Here is an 18,832-nt window from a genome sequence, read left to right on the forward strand (position 1 = left end):
ATCTGTTGTCTGACACTCCGCTATCGCGGGCAAGCCCGCTCCCACATTCAGATCGCATTTCAGCCCTTGGCGTTGAGCAACTTGTCGAAGGCCTTGTCCAGGTTGCCTTCAGCACCTTTCAGCTTCTCACGACGCTCCTTCAACCAACTCTGGTCCGCGTCGAGATTCTTGCGCGCTTCCACCAGCATCCGCTTGACCTCTTCCGGCTGCGGCCCACCCGTACCCTTGCGAGTCTTGACCATCGTGGTCGGCGACAGTGCAGCCCGGAAACCGGCCTCATCCAGCGGCAACGTATTCGGCGTCCATTTGTATTTGTCCGCGGCCTGGGTGTACAGCTTCTGCGCGTCCGCATACGCGAAGGTTTTCGGCGTGGTGCCATTGCTGCGCGCCTCGGTGACGATCAACGAGGCGAAGCTGTGGCCAATGCGGAACGGCACCTTGAACTGACGCTCCAGGGTGTCGGCCAACTCCATGGACGTGGTCCATTCCGACTCCAGCTCATCCAGCGCTCGCTGCGGGTTGATCTGCACCGCATCCAGCACGGCATCCATGCTTTTGAACATGTCATCGGTGGACTGGAACAGCCCCAATGAATCGAACGCAAACTTGTAGTCGGTCATGCCGGTGGTGACGTTATGCGCGCGCAAGGTCACGGTTTGCGCCAGGCCCACCACGTCCGAGGCCGATTCCCGAGTGCGCATCAACAACCCCGGGTTGCGCTTTTGCGGCATCGCACTGCTGGTGTAGGTGGACTCTTCGTCCAGCAGCAACCAGGGGCGGATCTGATGGTACTGGGTATGGATATCGCCAATCATCGCGCCGATGCGGATCGCCGAAGACGCCGCGAGGTTGGCCGCCTCGATCGGGATGTCGTAGGTCGACACCTGGCTCGAATCCAGGGAGTTTTCCCGCACGCCGTCGAACCCCAGCAACTCGGCCAGGCGTTCGCGGTTCAGCGGGTAAGCGGAGTTCGCCAGTACCGCGGTGCCCATCGGGCTCAGGTTGAGGCGAGTGTAGAGTTCACGGATGCGTTGGCCGTCGCGATCAAATGCGGCTTCGAACGCCAGCAGGTAGTGCGCATAGCTGATGGGCATGGCCTGCACGCCGTTGGTGTAGGCGGGCACCAGGGTGTCGATGTTCTTGTCGGCGATGTTCAGGATGCGCTGGCGGGTGGCGTTCAGTGCCTCGCTGTAGGCCAGCACCTGGGAGCGCAGTTTGGCCAGGCGGTAGGTGGCAAGCATGTCCTGGCGGCTGCGGCCGGAGTGGATCAGCGACGCTTCCGGACCGATCTTGTCGGTCATGATTTTTTCCAGTTGCAGCACGTCTTCCGGGCGCTTGCCATCGGGCTGGTCGGCCTGGTCGATGGCAAAGCGCACGCCGCCGGCGATCTTGTGGCCCATGTCCGGCTTGACGATGCCTTCTTCGGTGAGCATCACGATCGAGGCTTTGTTGATGCGGTTCAACCAGGCGAACTGGGTTTGGGTCGGGTCGCCCTTGGCCTTGTGGGCGCTTTGCGAGGAGCCCGGCGTGGCGCCGACTTTGGCCGCCTGGGCGGCGCATTCTTCGGTGGTTTTGCAGGGCAACGCGCCGGTGTCGGCGGCGTAGGCGCCGTAACTGCTGAACAGGGCAAAGGCGACGGCCAGGTGGATCAGGCTTTTTCTGCTATTCATGTGCAACGCTCCGGGAAAAATCACAGCAAGGGCAGGGTGTAGCTGACGATAAAGCGGTTCTGGTCGATATCGCTGCCGCTGCCATTGCTGCGATACGTGCCATTGCGCCATTTCACTTCAAGGTTCTTCAGGGCACCGCTCTGGAACACGTAGCCGATATCGGTGTTGCGCTCCCACTCGGTGCCTTCCAGGCTTCGGGTACGCACGAAGTTGTCACCCTTGAGGTAGCGGGTCATGAAGGTCAGGCCGGGGATGCCGAGGGCGGCGAAGTCATAGTCGTAGCGGGCCTGCCAGGACTTTTCCTCGGGGTTGGCGAAGTCCGGCGAGATCATCACGTAGTTGACGAGGTAGGAGTCGGTACCGTCCAGGTGGGGGAAGCCGGTGGTGCCTTTCATGCGCTGGTAGGCGGCGCCGAACGAGTGGCCGTGGAGGCTGTAGGTGAACTTGGCACCGAAGGCCTGGTTGTCGATGTTGCTGTTGCCTTCCTTGCTGGAGTCGGCGTAACGCAGGTCGGTCTTGAACGACTGCGCGTCACCCAGTGGCAGGGTATGGACCAGGTTGAAGATGTGTTGCTTGTAGTTGTTCTCGAGGTTGGCGTAGTGGTAGCCGGTGACCAGGGTTTTGGTCCAGCTGTAGCTGGCACTGGCGAAGTCGAATTTATCGCTGGGCACGGCGCCCTTGATGCCTTTGCCGTCGACTTCGATGTCTGCATGGCCGCTGTCGTTACGCAGGGTGTTGCTGGTCAGGCGCCCGGCATCGAAGGTCAGGCCGGCGATGTCCTGGCTGGTCAATTGAGTGCCGCGAAAGGTCTGGGGCAGCAGCCGGCCATCGTTGGGCAGTACGGTCGGCAGCTTGGGGATCAGCGTGCCGAATTTGAGCACGCTTTTGGAGATCCGCGCCTTGGCGGTGGCGCCCATTCGACTGTAGCTGTCCGGTGCGCCATCCTCGCCCACGGGGAGCAGGCCGGTGTTTTGGCGGTCGGGGCTTGAGTCCAGTTTCAAACCCTGCAGGCCGATGGCATCGAGGCCAAAGCCCACCAGGCCTTCGGTGTAACCCGACTGGTAATTGAGGATCAGCCCTTGGGCCCACTCATCGCGCTTGGACTGGCTCGCGTTGGGCTGGCGGTAATCGCTGTTGAAGTAGAAGTTGCGAAATTCGAGGTCGGCCTTGCTGTCTTTGAAAAAGTCAGCTTCGGCAAAGGTTGGGAAGGCGAGGGTCAAACCGAGGGTGGCCGAAGTCAAGCCCAGGGTAATGGGGGATTTGTTCATTGTTATTCCCGTTGTCTGCTGCTTATTTTTAGAATTATCTGGCCGGACGGCGACAGGGAGACGCGTCCGGCTTGCGCAGGCTAACGAGTTGTATTGCAGATTGAAAATATATAGAAAGTGTTGATGCGAGACGAAAAAAGTATGAAGCGGGCGCCCGATTTTTCAGGCCCTGAAGGGCCAATGTGGGAGCGGGCTTGCTCGCGAAAGCGGTGGATCAGTCAATACATCCGGTGACTGTCACACCGCATTCGCGAGCAAGCCCGCTCCCACACAAGCCCCAACATTTTGATCTGCGCTTTAGTGCATCTTGCTGTGATCCATGGTTTCCGTCGCATTCAACGCACGGGCTTGGGCCTTCACTTCGATCGACTGCTTTTCACCCTTGGCATTTTCCACGGTGACGGTCAGCGGCACCTGGTCGCCTTCCTTGATCTGGGCGGTGAGGTCGATCAGCATCACGTGATAGCCATCCGGGTCGAGCTTGACGGCCTTGCCGGCGGGCAACGGCACCGAGTCCACCGGGCCCATGCGCATCACGTCGTCCTTCATGGTCATCTCATGGATCTGCACGGTCTTGGCGACCGGCGACGCCACGCTGAGCAGTTTGCTGTCGCTGTCGGCGGTGACGGTCATGAACGCGCCGCTGGACGGCTGGCCCGGTACCGAGGCGCGTACCCAGGCGTCGGTGACCACTGCCTGTGCGCTGGCGTGGGCGGCGAGGCCCAGCAGGGAGAGACCGAGGGCGAAGCGCTTGAGGTGTTGAACGGCAGTCATTAGCAGACCTCCATGACGGTGAGCAGGTCTTCTGCGCACTCTTTGGCGTTAAGCGAGGCAGACAAGCCCAGGCGCAGGGTGCCCCGGGTGTCGAACACAAAGCTGGTGGCGGTGTGGGAGAGGGTGTAGCTGTCGCCGGCGGGGATCTTTTCATAAAAGATCCCGAATTCCTTCGCGGCCACGGCGATTTCTTCCGGGGTGCCATACAGCGCCTGGAAGCTGGGGTCGAAGGCCTTGACGTAGGCGTCGAGTATCTTGGGCGTGTCGCGTTCCGGATCCAGGGTGATAAACACCACCTGCATGATCTTGCCGTCGCGGCCCATCAGTTTTTTCGCCTGGGCCATGCGCGCCAGGGTGGTCGGGCACACGGCCGGGCACTGGGTGAAGCCGAAGAACACCACCGGCATCAAGCCACGGAAAGAGCTCAAGGTGACGGTCTCGCCGTCGGTGTTCTTGAGCTTGAAGGTACGGCCCATGATCTTGTCGCTCAGATCCTTGCCGTACTTGAAGTTCAGTTTCGGGCTGTTGTCACAGCCGGCCAGCAGGCCCAGGCCCAGCAATCCCATGCCGGAGAGGACTTTGCGGCGGGTGAATAACGTACTCATCAACTGTGCATCCTGTGAAGCGCCTGGGTACCACGAAGCGTTAAATCAGGCGAGGAGAGCGTGGCATTCTAACAACCCGGGCCTCTGGGCGTAATCTGCGACGTTCTGTCACAGGCCCTGCCGAGCAAGACCAAATGTGGGCGCTGTCGAGCTTGAGCGAGGCTGCGAAGGGATCGGCTCGGTATTCCTGCAAGACCGTGGCGCCTGCATCGCAGCCTCGCTAAAGCTCGACAGCTCCCACAGCGTGAGTGGTAAAGTCGCCGCCATGAAACTCTCCCGCCCGGACCGTTCACTCATTGCCTGGACCCTGTATTTTTGCGTCCTGTTCAATGTGTTCGTCTGCGGTTTGGGCCATGGGCAGATGATGGGGCTTGAGCTCAATGGCCTGGGCGGTCAGTTCTGCTCAAGCCTGGGTACCAAGGCGCCGGCCTCGGATGCCGGCCTGGGCAATCCGACGGCCAGCAGTTGGTCGAACTTCTTCGCCTGCCCGGTGTGCTCCGCCGTGACCCTGGGCATCGTCTTCCTGTTTTGCCTGGCCTGGCTGTTGGGCCTGGGGCAAAAGCCGCGCCCGGCCCATGAGCGGCGCAACAAGGCCCCTCCACGGTATTCCTGGCCCTCGGCCAACCCTCGCGCTTCCCCTGCATTCTGACGTGTGCCCTGGGCTTCCTGATACCAGGAGGCGTTCTATCGTCACGAGTGTGAGTGCGTTCCATGAGCTCTATCCTGCCTTCCGGCGCTGCCCGTCTGGTCAGCAAGGCGTCGCGCCGTCCGTCCCGCGGCGACGTGTTGCTACCGTCTGTCGAATACCCGAGTAACGCCCGCTGTTTCGTCCACCTGGATGCACGGTTGCTGCCGTACTGGCACACCTTGTTCGACATCTGCCCCGGTTTGCTCAAGCTCGACCCGCCGGAGGGCTTGAACCTGTTTCGCAGCTTCATGACCTGGGCTTACCGCAACCGTCCCTCCCTGGACTGGACCTACCATGTAAACGTGTGCCGTTGGCTGCTCGGTTCGGTGTATCGCACGCAGATCGATGAAGAGCCCATCGAAGCGTTCATGACAGCGGCCGCGGCCCGTTGGGTCAGCGATGACACCAGCCAGGTCCGGGGCGTGGTTGTGGCCTGGCAAGGCGCGCCGCTTCAGGTGGTGGACTGGAAGCCGGGCAGTGGCGTGGCGCTGCAAAGGCTGCCGCCGCTGCCCTGGGATTTCGCCTGGTGCACGTTGGACAGTCAGGGGCAGTTCAGCGGGTGGTTGCCGGTGCCTTGAGGTTCTGCTCAATCCATTGGGCAACGCTGGTCACGGCGATCTGTTGTTGCCCATTGAAGGTAATGGCAGGGTCCCAGGCCACGCCGTTGCCTTGGGCGAAGGCCACCCGGTATTTCATCAGGTTGTCCTCGGGTGCAGCGGCCAGTTCCGCTTCCAGGTAGCGCACCGACCAGCGTTCGCGTTTGAGGGTGAGCCCCAGTTGCGCATCCACGGTATCGGCCAGCTCGCCGTAGGTCAGGGTGTCGCCGGCGGTGTACACCACCTGATTGGTGATCGGCGGCGTGCTGAACAGGATGCGTGCCGTCAGCAGGCCGATGTCCTCAGGCGTGGTGACGGTGACAGCGGTGTCCCAATCTCCCAATGCATGCACGGTATTCTGCGCCAGGTCGAGGACGCCGAAGGACGGTTCAAACAGGAAGCTGGTGAACATCCCGGTGGAGACAATCACCCATTGCGTGCCTTGCTGGGAGCGCAGCAAGTCGCGCACGTCAAGCTGTTCATCCCAGAGGTCCTGGGCCGAACCGCGGCCGATCACGTCGTAGTCCACACCGAACTGCCACGGTACATAACGTTTCACGCCGCCTGCGATGACCGCGCGGGTCAGCTTGCGCTGAGTGCCGGGGCCTGCGGCAAAGCCGATGCAACTGATCACGGTGTGATAGTCGGCGAACACCGTTGCCAGCTCGGCCTCGGAGCCATTGGCCAGGTCACCCGCCAGCAGCTCAATGCCCAAGGCGCGCAGTTCGATGATTTCCTGCTGTTTGGCCGGGTCGGGGGAGTTCAGTGTGGCGGGGCGCAGCAACACCGTCACAGACACATTTTGCGGTGCAGCCAGGCGGGACAGTTGGCGCAGTACCGCCAGGCCCAGTTCGCCGGCGCCCAGTACAAGGATCGAAGCAGTCATAGGGGTCTCGGTTCAGGTGAAAGTCATGCCATGCTTGCAGAATTGCCGACCGCGCATAAGAAGGCACACCAGTGATACCGGGAGTAGAAGGTGGATAACGACGAGATCATCAGGCGCTCACAAGCCGCCTGTGAAGCCCTTAGCGCCGATGAAGACGGGCTCAAACGGCAGGTGCTGACCCATGCGGGAAACCGCTGGTCGTTGGGCATCGTGCACCTGTTGGGCGTGAACGGCCGGCTGCGCCACGCCGAGATCGGCCGACGCATGGAGGGCGTCACCCAGCGCATGCTCACGCGGACCTTGCGCCAGCTGGAGCGCGATGGCCTGGTGCTGCGCCATGACTTCCAGGAGGTGCCGCCCAAGGTCGAATACCAGCTATCGGAGTTGGGCAAACAGCTGCTGGTGCACATGATTCCGTTGTGGACGTGGGTGGTGGAAAATGCCGACGGATTCAGGCGATCCCGGGAGCAGTTCGACGCTGATCAGGCGCTGTGATCAAGACGTGGGCCGGCAGTCTGCACGTTTGCTCGCAGGCCCATCCTCGGGAAACAGGTGCGCATGCAGGTAGTCGATAAACACCCGCAGCTTGGGCGTTGGATGGCGGCCCGAAGGCCACATGATCCGGAAGTTCTCTGCTTCCGAACACGCCTCCAGCACCGGCACCAATTGTCCGCTGTCGAGCCATTCACGAATGGCGAAATCCGCCAGGTAGGCGATGCCGATACCTTGCACGGCAAAGCAGATGCGCGCTTCCAGGTTGTTGCAGACCATCGCGGCGGGCAGTGGGAAATCAGCTTCCACCCCGTCCTGGCGCAGGGGCCAGCGCTGCATTTTGCCGGTGTTGGGGTAGCGGAACTTGATGCATGCATGCTGAGCCAGGTCTTCCGGCCGTTGCGGCGTGCCGCGCTCGGCGAGGTAAGCCGGTGATGCTACCAGCAGCATCCGGTAGCCGCCGATCAGGCGCGATGTGAGGCGCGAGTCGGGCGCTTCACCGCTGCGCAGCACGGCGTCGTAACCTTCTTCCACCACGTCCACGCGGCGGTCGGTAAAGCTCAGGTCCAGCTGCACCTCGGGGTAGGCTTTCTTGAATTGCGCGAGCACCTGCAAGAACGGATGGCCCACCAGCGGCAGGCTGACCTTGAGCCGGCCACGAGGCGCCGACACGGTTTGCGAAAGCTCGGCTTCGGCTTCGTCGATCTCCATCAGGATGCGCCGGCTGCGCTCCAGAAACAGCTCGCCCTCGGCAGTCAGCGTGACGCTGCGGGTGCTGCGGTTGAACAGGCGCACACCCAGGCGTTCCTCCAGGCGTACCACGCTCTTGCCGACTGCCGAGGCCGTTACGCCCAGCACGCGCCCGGCGGCGACAAAGCTGCGGGTTTCGGCGACCTGCACAAAAACATTCAGGGTGTTGAGGCTGTCCATCGAGGCTCCGGTTTGGCTGAGGCGAGGCCTGGCTACCTTATCCCGATTGCGGAACAAAAGCTCCGTAGACAGTGGAGCCGGCGCCCCCTTAATCCCGTGAGGACAGGCCCATATCCTTGTGGCATTGCCCATTCACGAGGAATACCAAGATGACCGACACCATGAAACGCTGGGAAACACCTGCATTGGGACTGCACACACTGCGCCTTGCCGACGTGCCACGCCCCATCGCGAAGGCCGGGGAGGTATTGGTGCGCGTCGAGGCCGTCTCGCTCAATTACCGCGACGGTGAAGTGGTCGAAAACAGCATGGGTGCCGACCTCACATTCCCATTCACGCCGGCCTCCGACATGGCGGGCACGGTGGTCGCCGTGGGCGAGGGCGTTACGCGTTTCAAGGTGGGCGACAAGCTGCTGTCGACGTTTTTTGCCGGATGGGTCGATGGCGCTCCGCTGTCCTGGAGTGAAGCGCCGCCTCAGGGTGGCCCGCTCCCCGGCATGCTCGCCGAGTACGTGGCAACACCTGCCGAATGGTGCGTGCATGCGCCCCTCAGCCTCACCGCAGGGCAGGCCAGCACCTTGCCAGTGGCCGCCTTGACGGCGTGGATGGCGCTGTTCGAACTGGGCCACCTGCACGCCGGCCATACCGTGGTGGTGCAGGGCACCGGTGGCGTCTCGTTGTTTGCGGTGCAACTGGCTGCGGCCAATGGTGCCCGCGTTATCATCACCAGTAGCAGCGATGAAAAGATCGCGCGTGCCATAGAGCTGGGTGCCACCCATGGCATCAACCGCAGCCGGGTACCGGAATGGCACACGGCGGTGCAAGCGCTGACCGATGGGCGTGGCGCCGAACATATCCTGGAAATGGCCGGCGGTGACAACCTCACGCGTTCCCTGCACGCGGTAGCCAACGGTGGGCGCATCTCGGTGATCGGCCTGCTGGAGAGTGACCAATTGAATGCTCCGGTCATGGCCTTGCTGGGCAAGCGGGCCTCCATCATCGGCATCTCCGTGGGGCCGCGCCGCGCATTGGAAGATCTGATTGCCATGATCGACCGCCACGGCATCGAGCCGGTAATCGATCACACCTACGGCTTCGAGCAAGTGCCCGAAGCCTTCGCTCATCTCGGGCGCGGTGCCTTTGGCAAGATCGTGATCGAGGTCGGCCGGTGATCTACATCATTCTGGGTCTTTTCGGCCTGTACACCCTGGAGTTTGGTGTGGTCGGCATTTTACCGATGATCGTCGAACGTTTCGGCATCAGCGTGTCTCAGGCCGGGTTATTGATGGGCTTGTTTGCGCTGATCGTGGCGGTGCTGGGGCCTTTCCTGGTGCTGATGGCGTCGCGCCTGGCGCGCAAGAAAATCCTGGTGGGCGCGCTCTTTGGTTTTTCCGTGTGCAGCGTGCTGTCGGCGTTTGCGCCGAACTTCGAAACCTTGATGGCGTTGCGGGTAATTCCGGCGATGCTGCACCCGGTGTTTTTTGCCGCTGCGTTTTCCACCGCGGTGTCCTTGTACCCCAAGGACCGCGCGGCGCATGCCACGGCCCTGGCCGTGGTGGGCACCACCTTGGGCCTGGTGCTTGGGGTGCCGCTGACCACATGGGTGGGCGCGAGTATTTCCTATGAGGCATCGTTCTTCTTCTGCGCTTTGGCAACGGGGTTGGCAGGTGTCGGACTGCTGTTGAAACTGCCCCATCATGAACGCCCGATGCCGCTGAGTTTCGGCAAGCAACTGGCGGTGCTGCGCAGCCTGTCGGTGTGGCTGGCGATCATCGCGACGGTGCTGGTGTTCACCACGATGTTTTCGGTCTACAGCTATGCCGCCGAGTACCTCAGGACCCAGACCGGCATGGATGGCCAGGCCATCAGCATCATGCTGGTGATCTTCGGCGTGGGCGGTGTCACGGGCAACCTGTTGGTGGGCCGGTTATTGGGCAAAAGCATGGTGGCGACGGTGGTGCTGTACCCCATTGTGCTGGCGGCGGCGTACGTGATCTTGTACGCGTTCGGCAGCCCGTCGTGGTGGTCGATGAGCTTGATTGTGCTGCTGTGGGGCGCTGCGCATACCTGCGGGCTGGTGGTCACGCAAGTCTGGCTGACCTCGTCGGCGCCCGAGGCGCATGAGTTCGCAACCAGCCTGTATGTGTCCTCGGCGAATGCCGGCGTGGTGATCGGGGCGTCCGTGGGCGGGCTGTTTATCAATGCATTCGGCACCACCGGAGTGATCGGCTGCGGCTTGATATTTGCCGCACTGTCATTGCTTGTGATTGGGTGGAAGGCCTTGGCGTTCGGAGGCGCCAAGGCATTGCCCGCAGACCTGTGCGCTGCGCATTAGGCCTGCGGGGCCATGGTCAACGCAGGGTGTAGCCGCCGTCGACCACCCAGTCCTGGCCAAACACACTGCGTGCGCCCTGGCTCAACTGGAACAGGATCACATCGGCAATAGCGCCCGGCTCCAGGAATTGCCCATTGAGCAGGCGCTGATTGACTGTGGTGGCAACGCCGCCCAACGCTTCGTCACTGAGCCCCAAGGTGCTCCAGATCGGCGTGGCGGTGGGGCCGGGCGATACCATGTTCAGACGAATGCCATGGGGCGCCAGCTCCACCGCCAGGGTGCGCATTTGCGCCCGCAAGGCGGCCTTCGAAGCAATATACGCGGCGAGCCCAGGGAAGGTCGCCAGCTCCAGGAATGTACCGATAAATACCACCGACGCCTGGGCGGCCATTTGCTCGCGTAGGCTGCCGAGGGTGTTGAGAGCCGCGGCTCCATTGACGGCCCATTGCCGGTCAAAGGCGGCCAGGTCCAGGCCATCGGCCAGTTGTGCGATCCCGGCATTGGGCACGAGGTAATCCACCGGTCCGATGGACGCCGTCAACTGCGCCAGGCGTGCCTGGTCGGCAGCCTGGGTGACATCCCCCGCCAGCCAGTAGAGCTGCTCGCCAAAACGCTCCGCCAATGCGCCCAATTCGCCAATCTGTCGCGACATGGCGACCACTTGCGCACCTTGCTCAAGCAGCTTGCAGGTGACAGCCAGGCCGATACCTGAACTGGCACCGGTCACTACGGCAAGGCGGTGGTTGAAGTCATTGTTCATGGGGTTCTCTTTATAGATTGCCAAAGGGGCGCGCAGCACTGATCAGGATTCATGCCATATGAAAAGTTCCTATAAATCAGTTGGATATATTTTTTGTAGTCGATATGACACGAGTGTTATGTAGTCCTTATGACGTGCTGTAGTCGTTATGACCAAGGCCCGTTTTCGAGCTGATCGAAGGCTTGGCTTTTTTGCGATAGTTGTTGGCGTTATCGCGATGACGGCGCTGGCACTTTCCTTGGTTAATGGCGGTTGTTTTCTCTACGTCAGGCTCATTACGTCATGTCGCTTATTCCGCGCAAAAAAGTCATTCGCCAGGTGATCGCCACCCGTCAACGCTTGCAAGCCATCAGCGTGCTGGGCGCTACCGGTTCGGTGGGCGTCAACGTATTGGACGTTATCGCGCGTCACCCCGAGCGCTATAAAGTCTTCGCCCTCAGCGGGTTCACCCAACTGGAGCTGTTGAAAAAACAATGCTTGTTGCACCGTCCGGACTACGCCGTGGTGCCCACGCCGCAAGCCGTGGCGACGCTGCAGAAGCAACTGTTGGAGGAGGGCTCTCAGACTCAGGTAGTGGGCGGCGAAAGCGGTCTGAAATTCGTCGCCGGTCACCGGGATGTGGACACGGTGGTGGCCGCTATCGTCGGTGCGGCGGGCTTGAATGCAACGATGGCCGCCGTCGAGGCCGGCAAGAAAATCCTCCTGGCCAACAAAGAGGCACTGGTGATGTCCGGTGCGTTGTTCATGCAGGCGGTGCGCAGCAGTGGGGCGGTGCTGTTACCGCTGGACAGCGAGCACAACGCAATCTTTCAGTGCCTGCCGTCCCATGCTCAACACGGCCTGGCCCACGCGGGCGTGCGGCGCATTCTGTTGACTGGCTCCGGCGGGCCGTTTCGCCAAACGCCGATGGCGCAACTGCACAACGTAACGCCGGACCAAGCCTGCGCTCACCCGAAATGGTCCATGGGCCGCAAGATTTCGGTGGACTCGGCAACCCTGATGAACAAGGGACTCGAACTGATCGAGGCCTGTTGGTTATTCGGCGCCAGGCCGTCCCAGGTCGAGGTAGTGATCCATCCGCAAAGCGTCGTCCATTCGCTGGTGGATTACGTCGACGGCTCAATGCTCGCGCAGTTGGGGAACCCGGACATGCGCACGCCCATCAGCCATGCCCTGGCCTGGCCGCAACGGATCGATTCAGGGGTTGAACCACTGGATTTGTTCAAGGTGGCCCGGCTGGATTTCGAAGTACCGGACGAGAAGCGCTTTCCTTGCCTGGCCCTGGCGCGCGAGGTGGCGGATGTGGGCGGCACGGCACCGGCGTCGCTCAATGCGGCCAATGAAGTCGCGGTGCAGGCCTTTCTGGACGGACGCATCGGCTTCATGCAGATCGCCGAGTGCATCCGGCATGTGCTGGACAAGGAGCCGGTGGTGGCGGTGACGGACCTGTATGGCGTCATGGAGGCCGACGCCAGTGCCCGCCGGTGGGCACTCGGATGGCTGAATCAGCACTATCAGCGATGATCAGCCGTAGCTGACCCGGTCGCGAATCTTCAGCACAGCCTTATGGTCGGCCAGCACTTCCGGGAGTGAACTGCGCAGGTACTCCACCCAGGTTTTGATTTTTGCATCCAGGTAGTGCCGGGAAGGGTAGATGGCGTACAGGCTCAGTTCTTCCAGGCGGTACTCGGGCAGGACTCGCACCAGAGTGCCGCTGCGCAGCCCCTTGATTGCCGCATGCACCGGCAGGATGCCCACGCCCATGTCGTTGCTGATGGCGGTCTTCATGGCGTCGACCGAGTCCACCAGGAACGGCGAGCTGCTGATGGTGACGCTCTCCTGGCCACGGGGGCCGTCGAACGTCCAGTCTTCCAGCGGGATCACCGGGCTGACCAGCCGCAGGCAGGCGTGGCTGAGCAGGTCTTGCGGCGTTTGCGCGGCACCATGGTTTTTTATGTAGGACGGTGAGGCGCAGACGATGCTGTAGGTCGTGCCCAGTTTCTGTGAAACGTGGCTAGAATCGGGCAGGTCAATGGCCAACACAATCGACACGTCGAACCCTTCGTTGACCAGGTTCGGCGTGCGGTTGCTCATGCTCAGGTTGAACGTCACGTCGGGGTAGTTCTTGCGGTAGCGTGCGATGGCGTCCACCACGTAGTGCTGGCCGATGCCTGTCATCGAGTGCACTTTCAACTGGCCGGTAGGGCGTGTGTGGGCGTCGCCGGCTTCCAGCTCCGCTTCCTCGACGGAGCGCAGGATTTGCTCGCAACGCAACAGGTAGCGTTTGCCGGATTCGGTCAGTGCGGTACGGCGTGTGGTGCGGTTGAACAGGCGGGTTCGCAGGTGGGTTTCAAGGTTGGAAATGGAGCGCGAAATATGGGTGGTGTTGCTATTCAACTGCACTGCCGCGCCAGTAAAACTGCCGACTTCGGCAACGCAGCGGAAGATGCGCATGTTCTGCAGGATGTCCATCGATGCTCTCCAGGTGGAACGTTTTTTAGTGTGGCATGAACTCATCCACGGCTGTAAACGCTATTTATTGTGGATTTTTACGTAACAGTCATTCACGTTTCTGATGACTTACCGGGGCGCATGGAAGCCCCTAGAGTCGCCGCCCCATTTCCCGTCAGCCGGAAGGTCGCGTGCCTCGACTCACTGTTCGTCGTTTCAATATCGCCGGTAGAGCGGGCCGCTGGCTGGTGTCGCTGCCCTGGCGCCGGGGCTTCATGGAGTGGGCCCGCAGCGATGGGGTGATGTGGATCTACCTGGGCAAGGTATTGATCGCCTCGTACCTGACCCTGTGGCTGGCGATGCGCCTGGAACTGCCACAACCGAGCACCGCGATCACCACTGTGTTTATCGTGATGCAGCCCCACAGCGGGCACGTCCTCGCCAAGAGTATCTATCGCTTCATCGGCACGTTGGTGGGCTCATCGTTCATGGTGCTGTTGATGGCCCTGTTTGCCCAGAGCACCGAGCTGTTTCTCGCGGGCCTGGCATTGTGGGTGGGGTTGTGTTCCGGTGGTGCCGCGCGCAATCGCAACTTCCGCGCCTATGGATTTGTGCTCGCCGGCTACACGGCGGTGATGGTCGGGCTTCCCGTGGTGGGCCATCCGCAGCAGGTATTCATGGCGGCCGTCTGGCGAGTGCTGGAGATCACCTTGGGGATCGTCTGCGCGACGCTGATCAGCGCCACCGTATTGCCTAAAACCTCCAGCGTGGCGATGCGCAACACGTTGTACCAACGCTTTGGCCGCTTTGCCGGATTTGTGCGGCAGCGCCTGCGTGATACCGGTGACCAGGCGGCCTTCGAGAGCGCCAACCTGGGGTTTATCGCCGAGGCCGTTGGCCTGGAAGTAATGCGCAGCGTCAGCGTGTTCGAAGACCCTTACATGCGCCAGCGCAATGGGCGAATCAACCGCCTCAACAGCGAGTTCATGGCGATCACCACGCGTTTCAACGCGCTGCATCAACTGCTTGAACGGGTTCGCCTGCGCGGTGGCGCCGGGGTTGATCGCGTTGGCCGAGCTGCTCAAACCCTTCGCCGGGCACCCATTGACGGACCGTGACGCGGCCGTGCTGTCCACCGAACTGAAAGTCTACAAAGCCGGCTTGCCAGACCGGGTCCGGCGCCTGCGTGCGGCGTTGCAACATACCGCTCCCGTAGCCGATGACCTGCTGGACTTTCACACCGCGTATGAACTGCTCTACCGCTTTGTCGACGAGCTGCACAGCTACGCCCAGACGCATGCGTCCCTCGCCGATCACCACCATGTGCGAGAGCAATGGAACGAACCGTTTCAACCTCGGACCAACTGGCTGGCGACCCTTGCGGCCGGGTTGCGCGCCGCGGTGGTGTTACTGGTGCTCAGTACGTTGTGGATTGCCACCAGTTGGCCCAGCGGCGCGGCCATGACCCTGGTGTCGGCGCTGACCGTAGGCCTGTCGGCGTTCTCTGCCAACCCCAGGCGCATGTCGTTTCAAATCGCCTGCGGTACGCTACTGGCAGCGGTGATTGGCATTTTCGAAGTGTTTTTCGTGTACCCGATGATCGACGGTTTTCCGTTGCTGTGCGTGGTCATGGCGCCGGTGATCGTACTGGGTTCGTTCTGGCTGGCGAGGCCGCAATTGGCCGGCTATGGCCTGGGCATGCTGGTGTTTTTCGGCACCAGCTCAGTGCCTGCCAACCTGACGCTGTACAACCCCTACGGGCTGATCAATGACTATCTCGCCATGGTGTTTGGCATGTTGGTGTGCGCCGCGGCGGGGGCGATTATCCTGCCACCCAACAGCCCTTGGCTGTGGCGCCGGCTGGAACAGGATCTGCGCCGCCAGGTGGTGGTTGCCATCAGCGCGCCGTTGCCGGCGCTGGGCTCCGGTTTCGAAAGCGGCACCCGCGACCTGCTCAACCAGGCCTACAACTTTGCGGCGGGCAGGGCATCGGTGCAGCATCGCCTGCTGCGCTGGACGTTCGTGGTACTGGACGTGGGGCACGCGATCATCGAGTTGCGCCGCGAGCAGGCCCGGTTGCCGGCGCAGGCCTGTTACGCCGAGAGCATGCCCTGGCGCCTCGCCATCCGGGCAATGGGTCGCGCACTGGTGCGGTTGTTCGTCAAGCCTGGGCCCGGTTATTTGCAGCGCGCGCTGGAGGCTGTCGAGCACGCCATTGAGTGCGTGCAACAGACCGATGAGCCATTCGCCGGGAACTTTGAGACTTCAGCCCTGAGACGGGTGGAAAGCTACCTGCACTTCATCCGCACCTCGCTGCTCGACCCGCAATCGCCGCTGGTCCACTACAACCAGCCGGCAGAAAAAGTGGCGCAATCGAGCGACTAGTTGGCGGGCCGGAAGGAGTCTGGGTGAGCATCAATCTCCATACTCGAGGGGCATGATCTTTCAGGAGTGGCCCATGTACGCCGGTCTTTGCAATCACGCCTGGGTCGCCTCGATCATCGATGGCATTCGTGAACAACGTAGCGCGATCCGCGACCACCTGGAGGCCCAGTACCTGCTGGAAGTCGAAACCGCCCGACTCGCTGCGCGCCGTCGCACCCTGGAGGATATCCGCCGGTTGTGGCACGCCCTGGCGCGGCGTGGCGAATATAACCTCGGGGATCAACTCGACGATTTCGTCGACCGCGACCAGGCCTTGCACGGTGCGGTGGCCGTGGCTTCCCACAACGTGGTCTTGCAGTCGATGTACCGCGCATTCAGCTCTTCGTTCCACAGCCAGTATCTGGCGATTTTTGCCGACAACGAGTTGTATGAGCCGGGGCTTGAAGCCCATGCGCAAGTCGTCCAGGCGATTATCTTTGGCGATGAAGACGCGGCAGTCGAGGCGGTACGCGCGATGTTCGATCCCATGCTGGAAAAGCTCCGCTGGCTGTCGGAGCGAGACGGCACTGCAGCGTGAGTCGTTGTACTCGCAGTTGACTTAAGACCCTCGTGGAAAGCCCGTTCCAGACGCCTGCGCGTCGTCCTCATTGTTACAAAAACTGGAAAAGTGAATGCCCGTTTTGGCGGCTGTTTTCACAACCGCCAGGCCTATATCGTGCGCGCCTCCCGTCGAATGAAAACACTGCAACACACAATAAAAAACGGCTGCCATCACTGGGTCGACGGGACAGTCGTGTTCACTGTTCGGAGCCTTCATGAACCACAAGACTTACCTGGCCCTGGCCGTTTCTTTCGGCGTTGTACAGCAGGCGGCTGCATCGGGTTTTATCGACGACAGTAAAGCGACCCTGGACCTGCGCAACTTCTATCTCAACCAGGACACGCGCAATGCCAAGGGGGCCTCGGACCGGGAATGGGGCCAGGCCTTCATGTTCAATTATCAGTCCGGTTTCACCGAGGGGGTGGTGGGCCTGGGGTTGGATCTGCAAGAGCTGTACGGCGTACGGCTGGATGCGTCAGGGCGTGCCGGCAAGGTGGGGGAGGACAACACACCCGGTAGCGTCTTCCCGCTGTCTGATGGCAAGGCTGCCAATGATTTCAGCAAGACCGGGGTCACCGGCAAAGTGCGCATCTCCCAGACCCAACTGAAAGTGGGCACGCTGATGCCCCGGGTGCCGGTACTGATGTATGAAGACGGCCGGTTGTTGCCCCAGACTTTTCGTGGCTACCAGGTGGACTCCAAGGACCTGAAAGACTTCAACCTCGTCGCCGGCAAAATCGAGCAGGTGCTTGACCGTAACTCCAGCAACGGCCAGGGCTTGTCCATCGCTGGCGCAAACGATCCGGTCAAGGGCACGTCCAGCAATCAGTTTTACTACGGTGGTGTGGATTACGCCGTAAGCAAGCAGATGCAGTTGCAGTATTACTACGCGAATCTTGAAAACTTTTACCAGCAACACTTCTTCGGCCTGGTGCACAACTGGCAGTTGCCGGTGGGCCAGTTCAAGAGTGACCTGCGCTACTTCCACAGTACCTCGGACGGTAAGAACTCCAGTGCGGCGGGGCGTGCCGAGGGCTACGTCAGCTCGGGTTACTACGGGCCGGGCGTCAACAATGGCAAGGTCGACAATAACCTGTGGAGTGCCTTGTTTACTTATTCGCTGCAAGGCCATTCGGTGAGCCTGGGGTATCAGAAAACCACGGGCGAAAGTGACTTCCCCCATATCAACCAGGGGCAGGGCCGCTCGGTGTATTTGATCACCAACTCCCAGTCGTTGAAGTTCGTCAACGCCGGGGAACAGGCCACGGTGGCCAGCTATGCCTATGATTTTGCGAACCTGGGCGTGGCGGGGCTGAAGACCAGCGTCACCTACATACATGGCAGCCACATCCGCACGGCAGGTCGTGACAATACCGAGTGGGAGCGGGACGTGCGGGTTGACTATGTGATTCCTGCCGGCACCTTCAAGGGGATTGGGTTCATGTGGCGTGGTGCGGTGCTGCGGGGTAATGACAGCGCTGACAAAGACGAAGCCCGGTTGATGGTCAGCTACAGCATTCCCTTGCTGTAGGCCGGCTCAACGCTGGGCGAAATACCTGGCCGGGCTGCAACCGAACACCGAGCGGAACACGGCGATAAAGCTGCTGGAGCTTTCGTAGCCAATCGCGGCGGCGGTGCTGCTGACGCTTTCCCCCGCCGCGAGGTTTTCCAGGGCCACCATCATCCGCAAGCGTTGGCGCCAGGCGCCGAAGCCCATGCGGGTCTGGGCAGCAAACAGCCGCTCCAGGGTGCGTGCACTGGCGCCTACCTCGAAGGCGATTTCCTTGAGCGGCCGAGTGTCGTTGGGGTTTTGCTTGATCAGGTTGGCGGCGCGCACCGCGCGTTTATCCGAGGGTTCAGGCAGGTAAAAGGCGTCTTGCTCAAGCAATGCCAGGTGGTCCAGCAGCACGGTGCCCAGGCGGCTTTCGCGGCTGTGCTCGGGGTACTCGCCTGGCAGTTGCGCGCAGGCCAGGATCAGCTCGCGCACCAGCGTCCCGACATTTAACACTGCGCAGCGGGCCCACGGTGGAATGCTGGCCGCGCCCTGACGCACATATACGGTACGCATCGACACCTGACGCGAATGCTTGAAGGTGTGGCTGACACCTGGCGGAATCCAGAGCGCCCGCTGCGGTGGCAGAACCCAGATGCCTTCGGCCGTCAGTACCGTCATCGAACCTTTGATGGCGTACATGATTTGCGCGTGTTCCGGGTGAACGTGAGGTTCACGCAAGCCGGGCAAATACTCCCGGACCAAACCTTGCACGGGGGCCGCGCCAAACTTAATCGATGGGTGTTCAAGCATGGCGCGATCCCGATATTTTCTAGATAAGGAGGGATTTTGTGCCAGATCAAAAGGGCTGTAAAGCCGCAGTTTGGCCTACCGAAAAA

The 18,832-nt window shown here is 61.5% G+C and carries 17 protein-coding genes and 1 pseudogene; 9 read left to right on the top strand and 9 right to left on the bottom strand.

Annotated elements, in window-relative coordinates; genetic code table 11:
• Positions 1-59 precede the first annotated feature (59 nt).
• The 4 genes from HX817_RS04940 to HX817_RS04955 all read right to left on the bottom strand — a co-directional run bounded on the left by HX817_RS04940 (position 60) and on the right by HX817_RS04955 (position 4,317).
• On the bottom strand, positions 60-1,670 hold the full coding sequence (locus HX817_RS04940; RefSeq protein ID WP_177039887.1) for an argininosuccinate lyase: 1,611 nt from the start codon (positions 1,668-1,670) through the stop codon (positions 60-62).
• A gap of 20 nt (positions 1,671-1,690) precedes the next feature.
• The gene (locus HX817_RS04945) at positions 1,691-2,938 is read right to left on the bottom strand and encodes an OprD family porin (protein ID WP_177039888.1); all 1,248 of its coding nucleotides are present in this window, start codon (positions 2,936-2,938) and stop codon (positions 1,691-1,693) included.
• Positions 2,939-3,235: 297 nt separating this feature from the next.
• On the bottom strand, positions 3,236-3,712 hold the full coding sequence (locus HX817_RS04950) for a copper chaperone PCu(A)C (protein WP_003207356.1): 477 nt from the start codon (positions 3,710-3,712) through the stop codon (positions 3,236-3,238).
• Positions 3,712-4,317, bottom strand: coding sequence for an SCO family protein (locus tag HX817_RS04955; protein WP_003207358.1), 606 nt, complete (start codon positions 4,315-4,317; stop codon positions 3,712-3,714). The genes HX817_RS04950 and HX817_RS04955 overlap by 1 nt, the downstream gene beginning before the upstream one ends.
• A 265-nt stretch (positions 4,318-4,582) precedes the next feature.
• On the opposite strand from HX817_RS04955, the gene HX817_RS04960 reads away from it, so the two are divergent.
• Together HX817_RS04960 and HX817_RS04965 are read left to right on the top strand one after the other, a co-directional pair.
• Entirely contained in the window at positions 4,583-4,966 is a 384-nt protein-coding gene (locus HX817_RS04960; protein ID WP_003207359.1) for a DUF2946 domain-containing protein, read from the top strand.
• Positions 4,967-5,028: 62 nt separating this feature from the next.
• Positions 5,029-5,583 (top strand): putative natural product biosynthesis protein, encoded by a 555-nt coding sequence (locus HX817_RS04965; RefSeq protein WP_003207361.1) that lies wholly within the window; start codon positions 5,029-5,031, stop codon positions 5,581-5,583.
• Here the strand turns inward: HX817_RS04965 and HX817_RS04970 are convergent.
• Positions 5,558-6,487: an aromatic alcohol reductase gene (locus HX817_RS04970; protein WP_177039889.1), complete on the bottom strand. Its 930-nt coding sequence runs from the start codon at positions 6,485-6,487 to the stop codon at positions 5,558-5,560. The two genes, HX817_RS04965 and HX817_RS04970, sit on opposite strands and share 26 nt — an antisense overlap.
• A gap of 90 nt (positions 6,488-6,577) precedes the next feature.
• Between HX817_RS04970 and HX817_RS04975 the strand changes: the two genes are divergently transcribed.
• Positions 6,578-6,982: a helix-turn-helix domain-containing protein gene (locus HX817_RS04975; protein ID WP_003207365.1), complete on the top strand. Its 405-nt coding sequence runs from the start codon at positions 6,578-6,580 to the stop codon at positions 6,980-6,982.
• On the opposite strand, the gene HX817_RS04980 is transcribed toward HX817_RS04975, so the two are convergent.
• The gene (locus tag HX817_RS04980; protein ID WP_003207367.1) at positions 6,983-7,909 is read right to left on the bottom strand and encodes a LysR family transcriptional regulator; all 927 of its coding nucleotides are present in this window, start codon (positions 7,907-7,909) and stop codon (positions 6,983-6,985) included.
• A 149-nt stretch (positions 7,910-8,058) separates the two neighbouring features.
• On the opposite strand from HX817_RS04980, the gene HX817_RS04985 reads away from it, so the two are divergent.
• Both HX817_RS04985 and HX817_RS04990 read left to right on the top strand, forming a co-directional pair.
• Positions 8,059-9,081, top strand: coding sequence for an NAD(P)-dependent alcohol dehydrogenase (locus tag HX817_RS04985; protein WP_003207368.1), 1,023 nt, complete (start codon positions 8,059-8,061; stop codon positions 9,079-9,081).
• Positions 9,078-10,244 carry an MFS transporter gene (locus tag HX817_RS04990; protein WP_177039890.1) on the top strand — a complete coding sequence of 389 codons (1,167 nt, stop codon included), beginning with the start codon at positions 9,078-9,080 and terminating at the stop codon, positions 10,242-10,244. The genes HX817_RS04985 and HX817_RS04990 overlap by 4 nt, the downstream gene beginning before the upstream one ends.
• A gap of 16 nt (positions 10,245-10,260) precedes the next feature.
• Here HX817_RS04990 and HX817_RS04995 read toward each other — a convergent pair whose 3' ends face one another.
• On the bottom strand, positions 10,261-11,004 hold the full coding sequence (locus HX817_RS04995) for an SDR family NAD(P)-dependent oxidoreductase (RefSeq protein ID WP_003207372.1): 744 nt from the start codon (positions 11,002-11,004) through the stop codon (positions 10,261-10,263).
• Between the two features lie 282 nt (positions 11,005-11,286).
• Here HX817_RS04995 and ispC point away from each other — a divergent pair, with 282 nt between their 5' ends.
• Positions 11,287-12,528 (top strand): 1-deoxy-D-xylulose-5-phosphate reductoisomerase, encoded by a 1,242-nt coding sequence (ispC, locus tag HX817_RS05000; RefSeq protein WP_087692420.1) that lies wholly within the window; start codon positions 11,287-11,289, stop codon positions 12,526-12,528.
• Here ispC and HX817_RS05005 read toward each other — a convergent pair whose 3' ends face one another.
• A complete protein-coding gene (locus HX817_RS05005) occupies positions 12,529-13,476 on the bottom strand; it encodes a LysR family transcriptional regulator (protein WP_003207376.1) in 948 nt (315 codons plus the stop codon). It abuts the gene before it with no gap.
• 254 nt (positions 13,477-13,730) lie between these two features.
• Between HX817_RS05005 and HX817_RS05010 the strand changes: the two are divergent.
• From HX817_RS05010 to HX817_RS05020, 3 genes and pseudogenes are all read left to right on the top strand, one after another.
• Positions 13,731-15,840, top strand: a pseudogene (locus HX817_RS05010) (FUSC family protein).
• A 73-nt stretch (positions 15,841-15,913) separates the two neighbouring features.
• A complete protein-coding gene (locus HX817_RS05015) occupies positions 15,914-16,417 on the top strand; it encodes a FadR/GntR family transcriptional regulator (protein ID WP_003207381.1) in 504 nt (167 codons plus the stop codon).
• Positions 16,418-16,655: 238 nt separating this feature from the next.
• The gene (locus HX817_RS05020; RefSeq protein ID WP_003207383.1) at positions 16,656-17,972 is read left to right on the top strand and encodes an OprD family outer membrane porin; all 1,317 of its coding nucleotides are present in this window, start codon (positions 16,656-16,658) and stop codon (positions 17,970-17,972) included.
• Positions 17,973-17,978: 6 nt separating this feature from the next.
• On the opposite strand, the gene HX817_RS05025 is transcribed toward HX817_RS05020, so the two are convergent.
• Entirely contained in the window at positions 17,979-18,707 is a 729-nt protein-coding gene (locus HX817_RS05025; RefSeq protein ID WP_158213527.1) for a helix-turn-helix transcriptional regulator, read from the bottom strand.
• Positions 18,708-18,832 lie beyond the last annotated feature (125 nt).

Source organism: Pseudomonas sp. C6002 (assembly GCF_013385805.1).
Taxonomy (GTDB): Bacteria; Pseudomonadota; Gammaproteobacteria; order Pseudomonadales; family Pseudomonadaceae; genus Aquipseudomonas.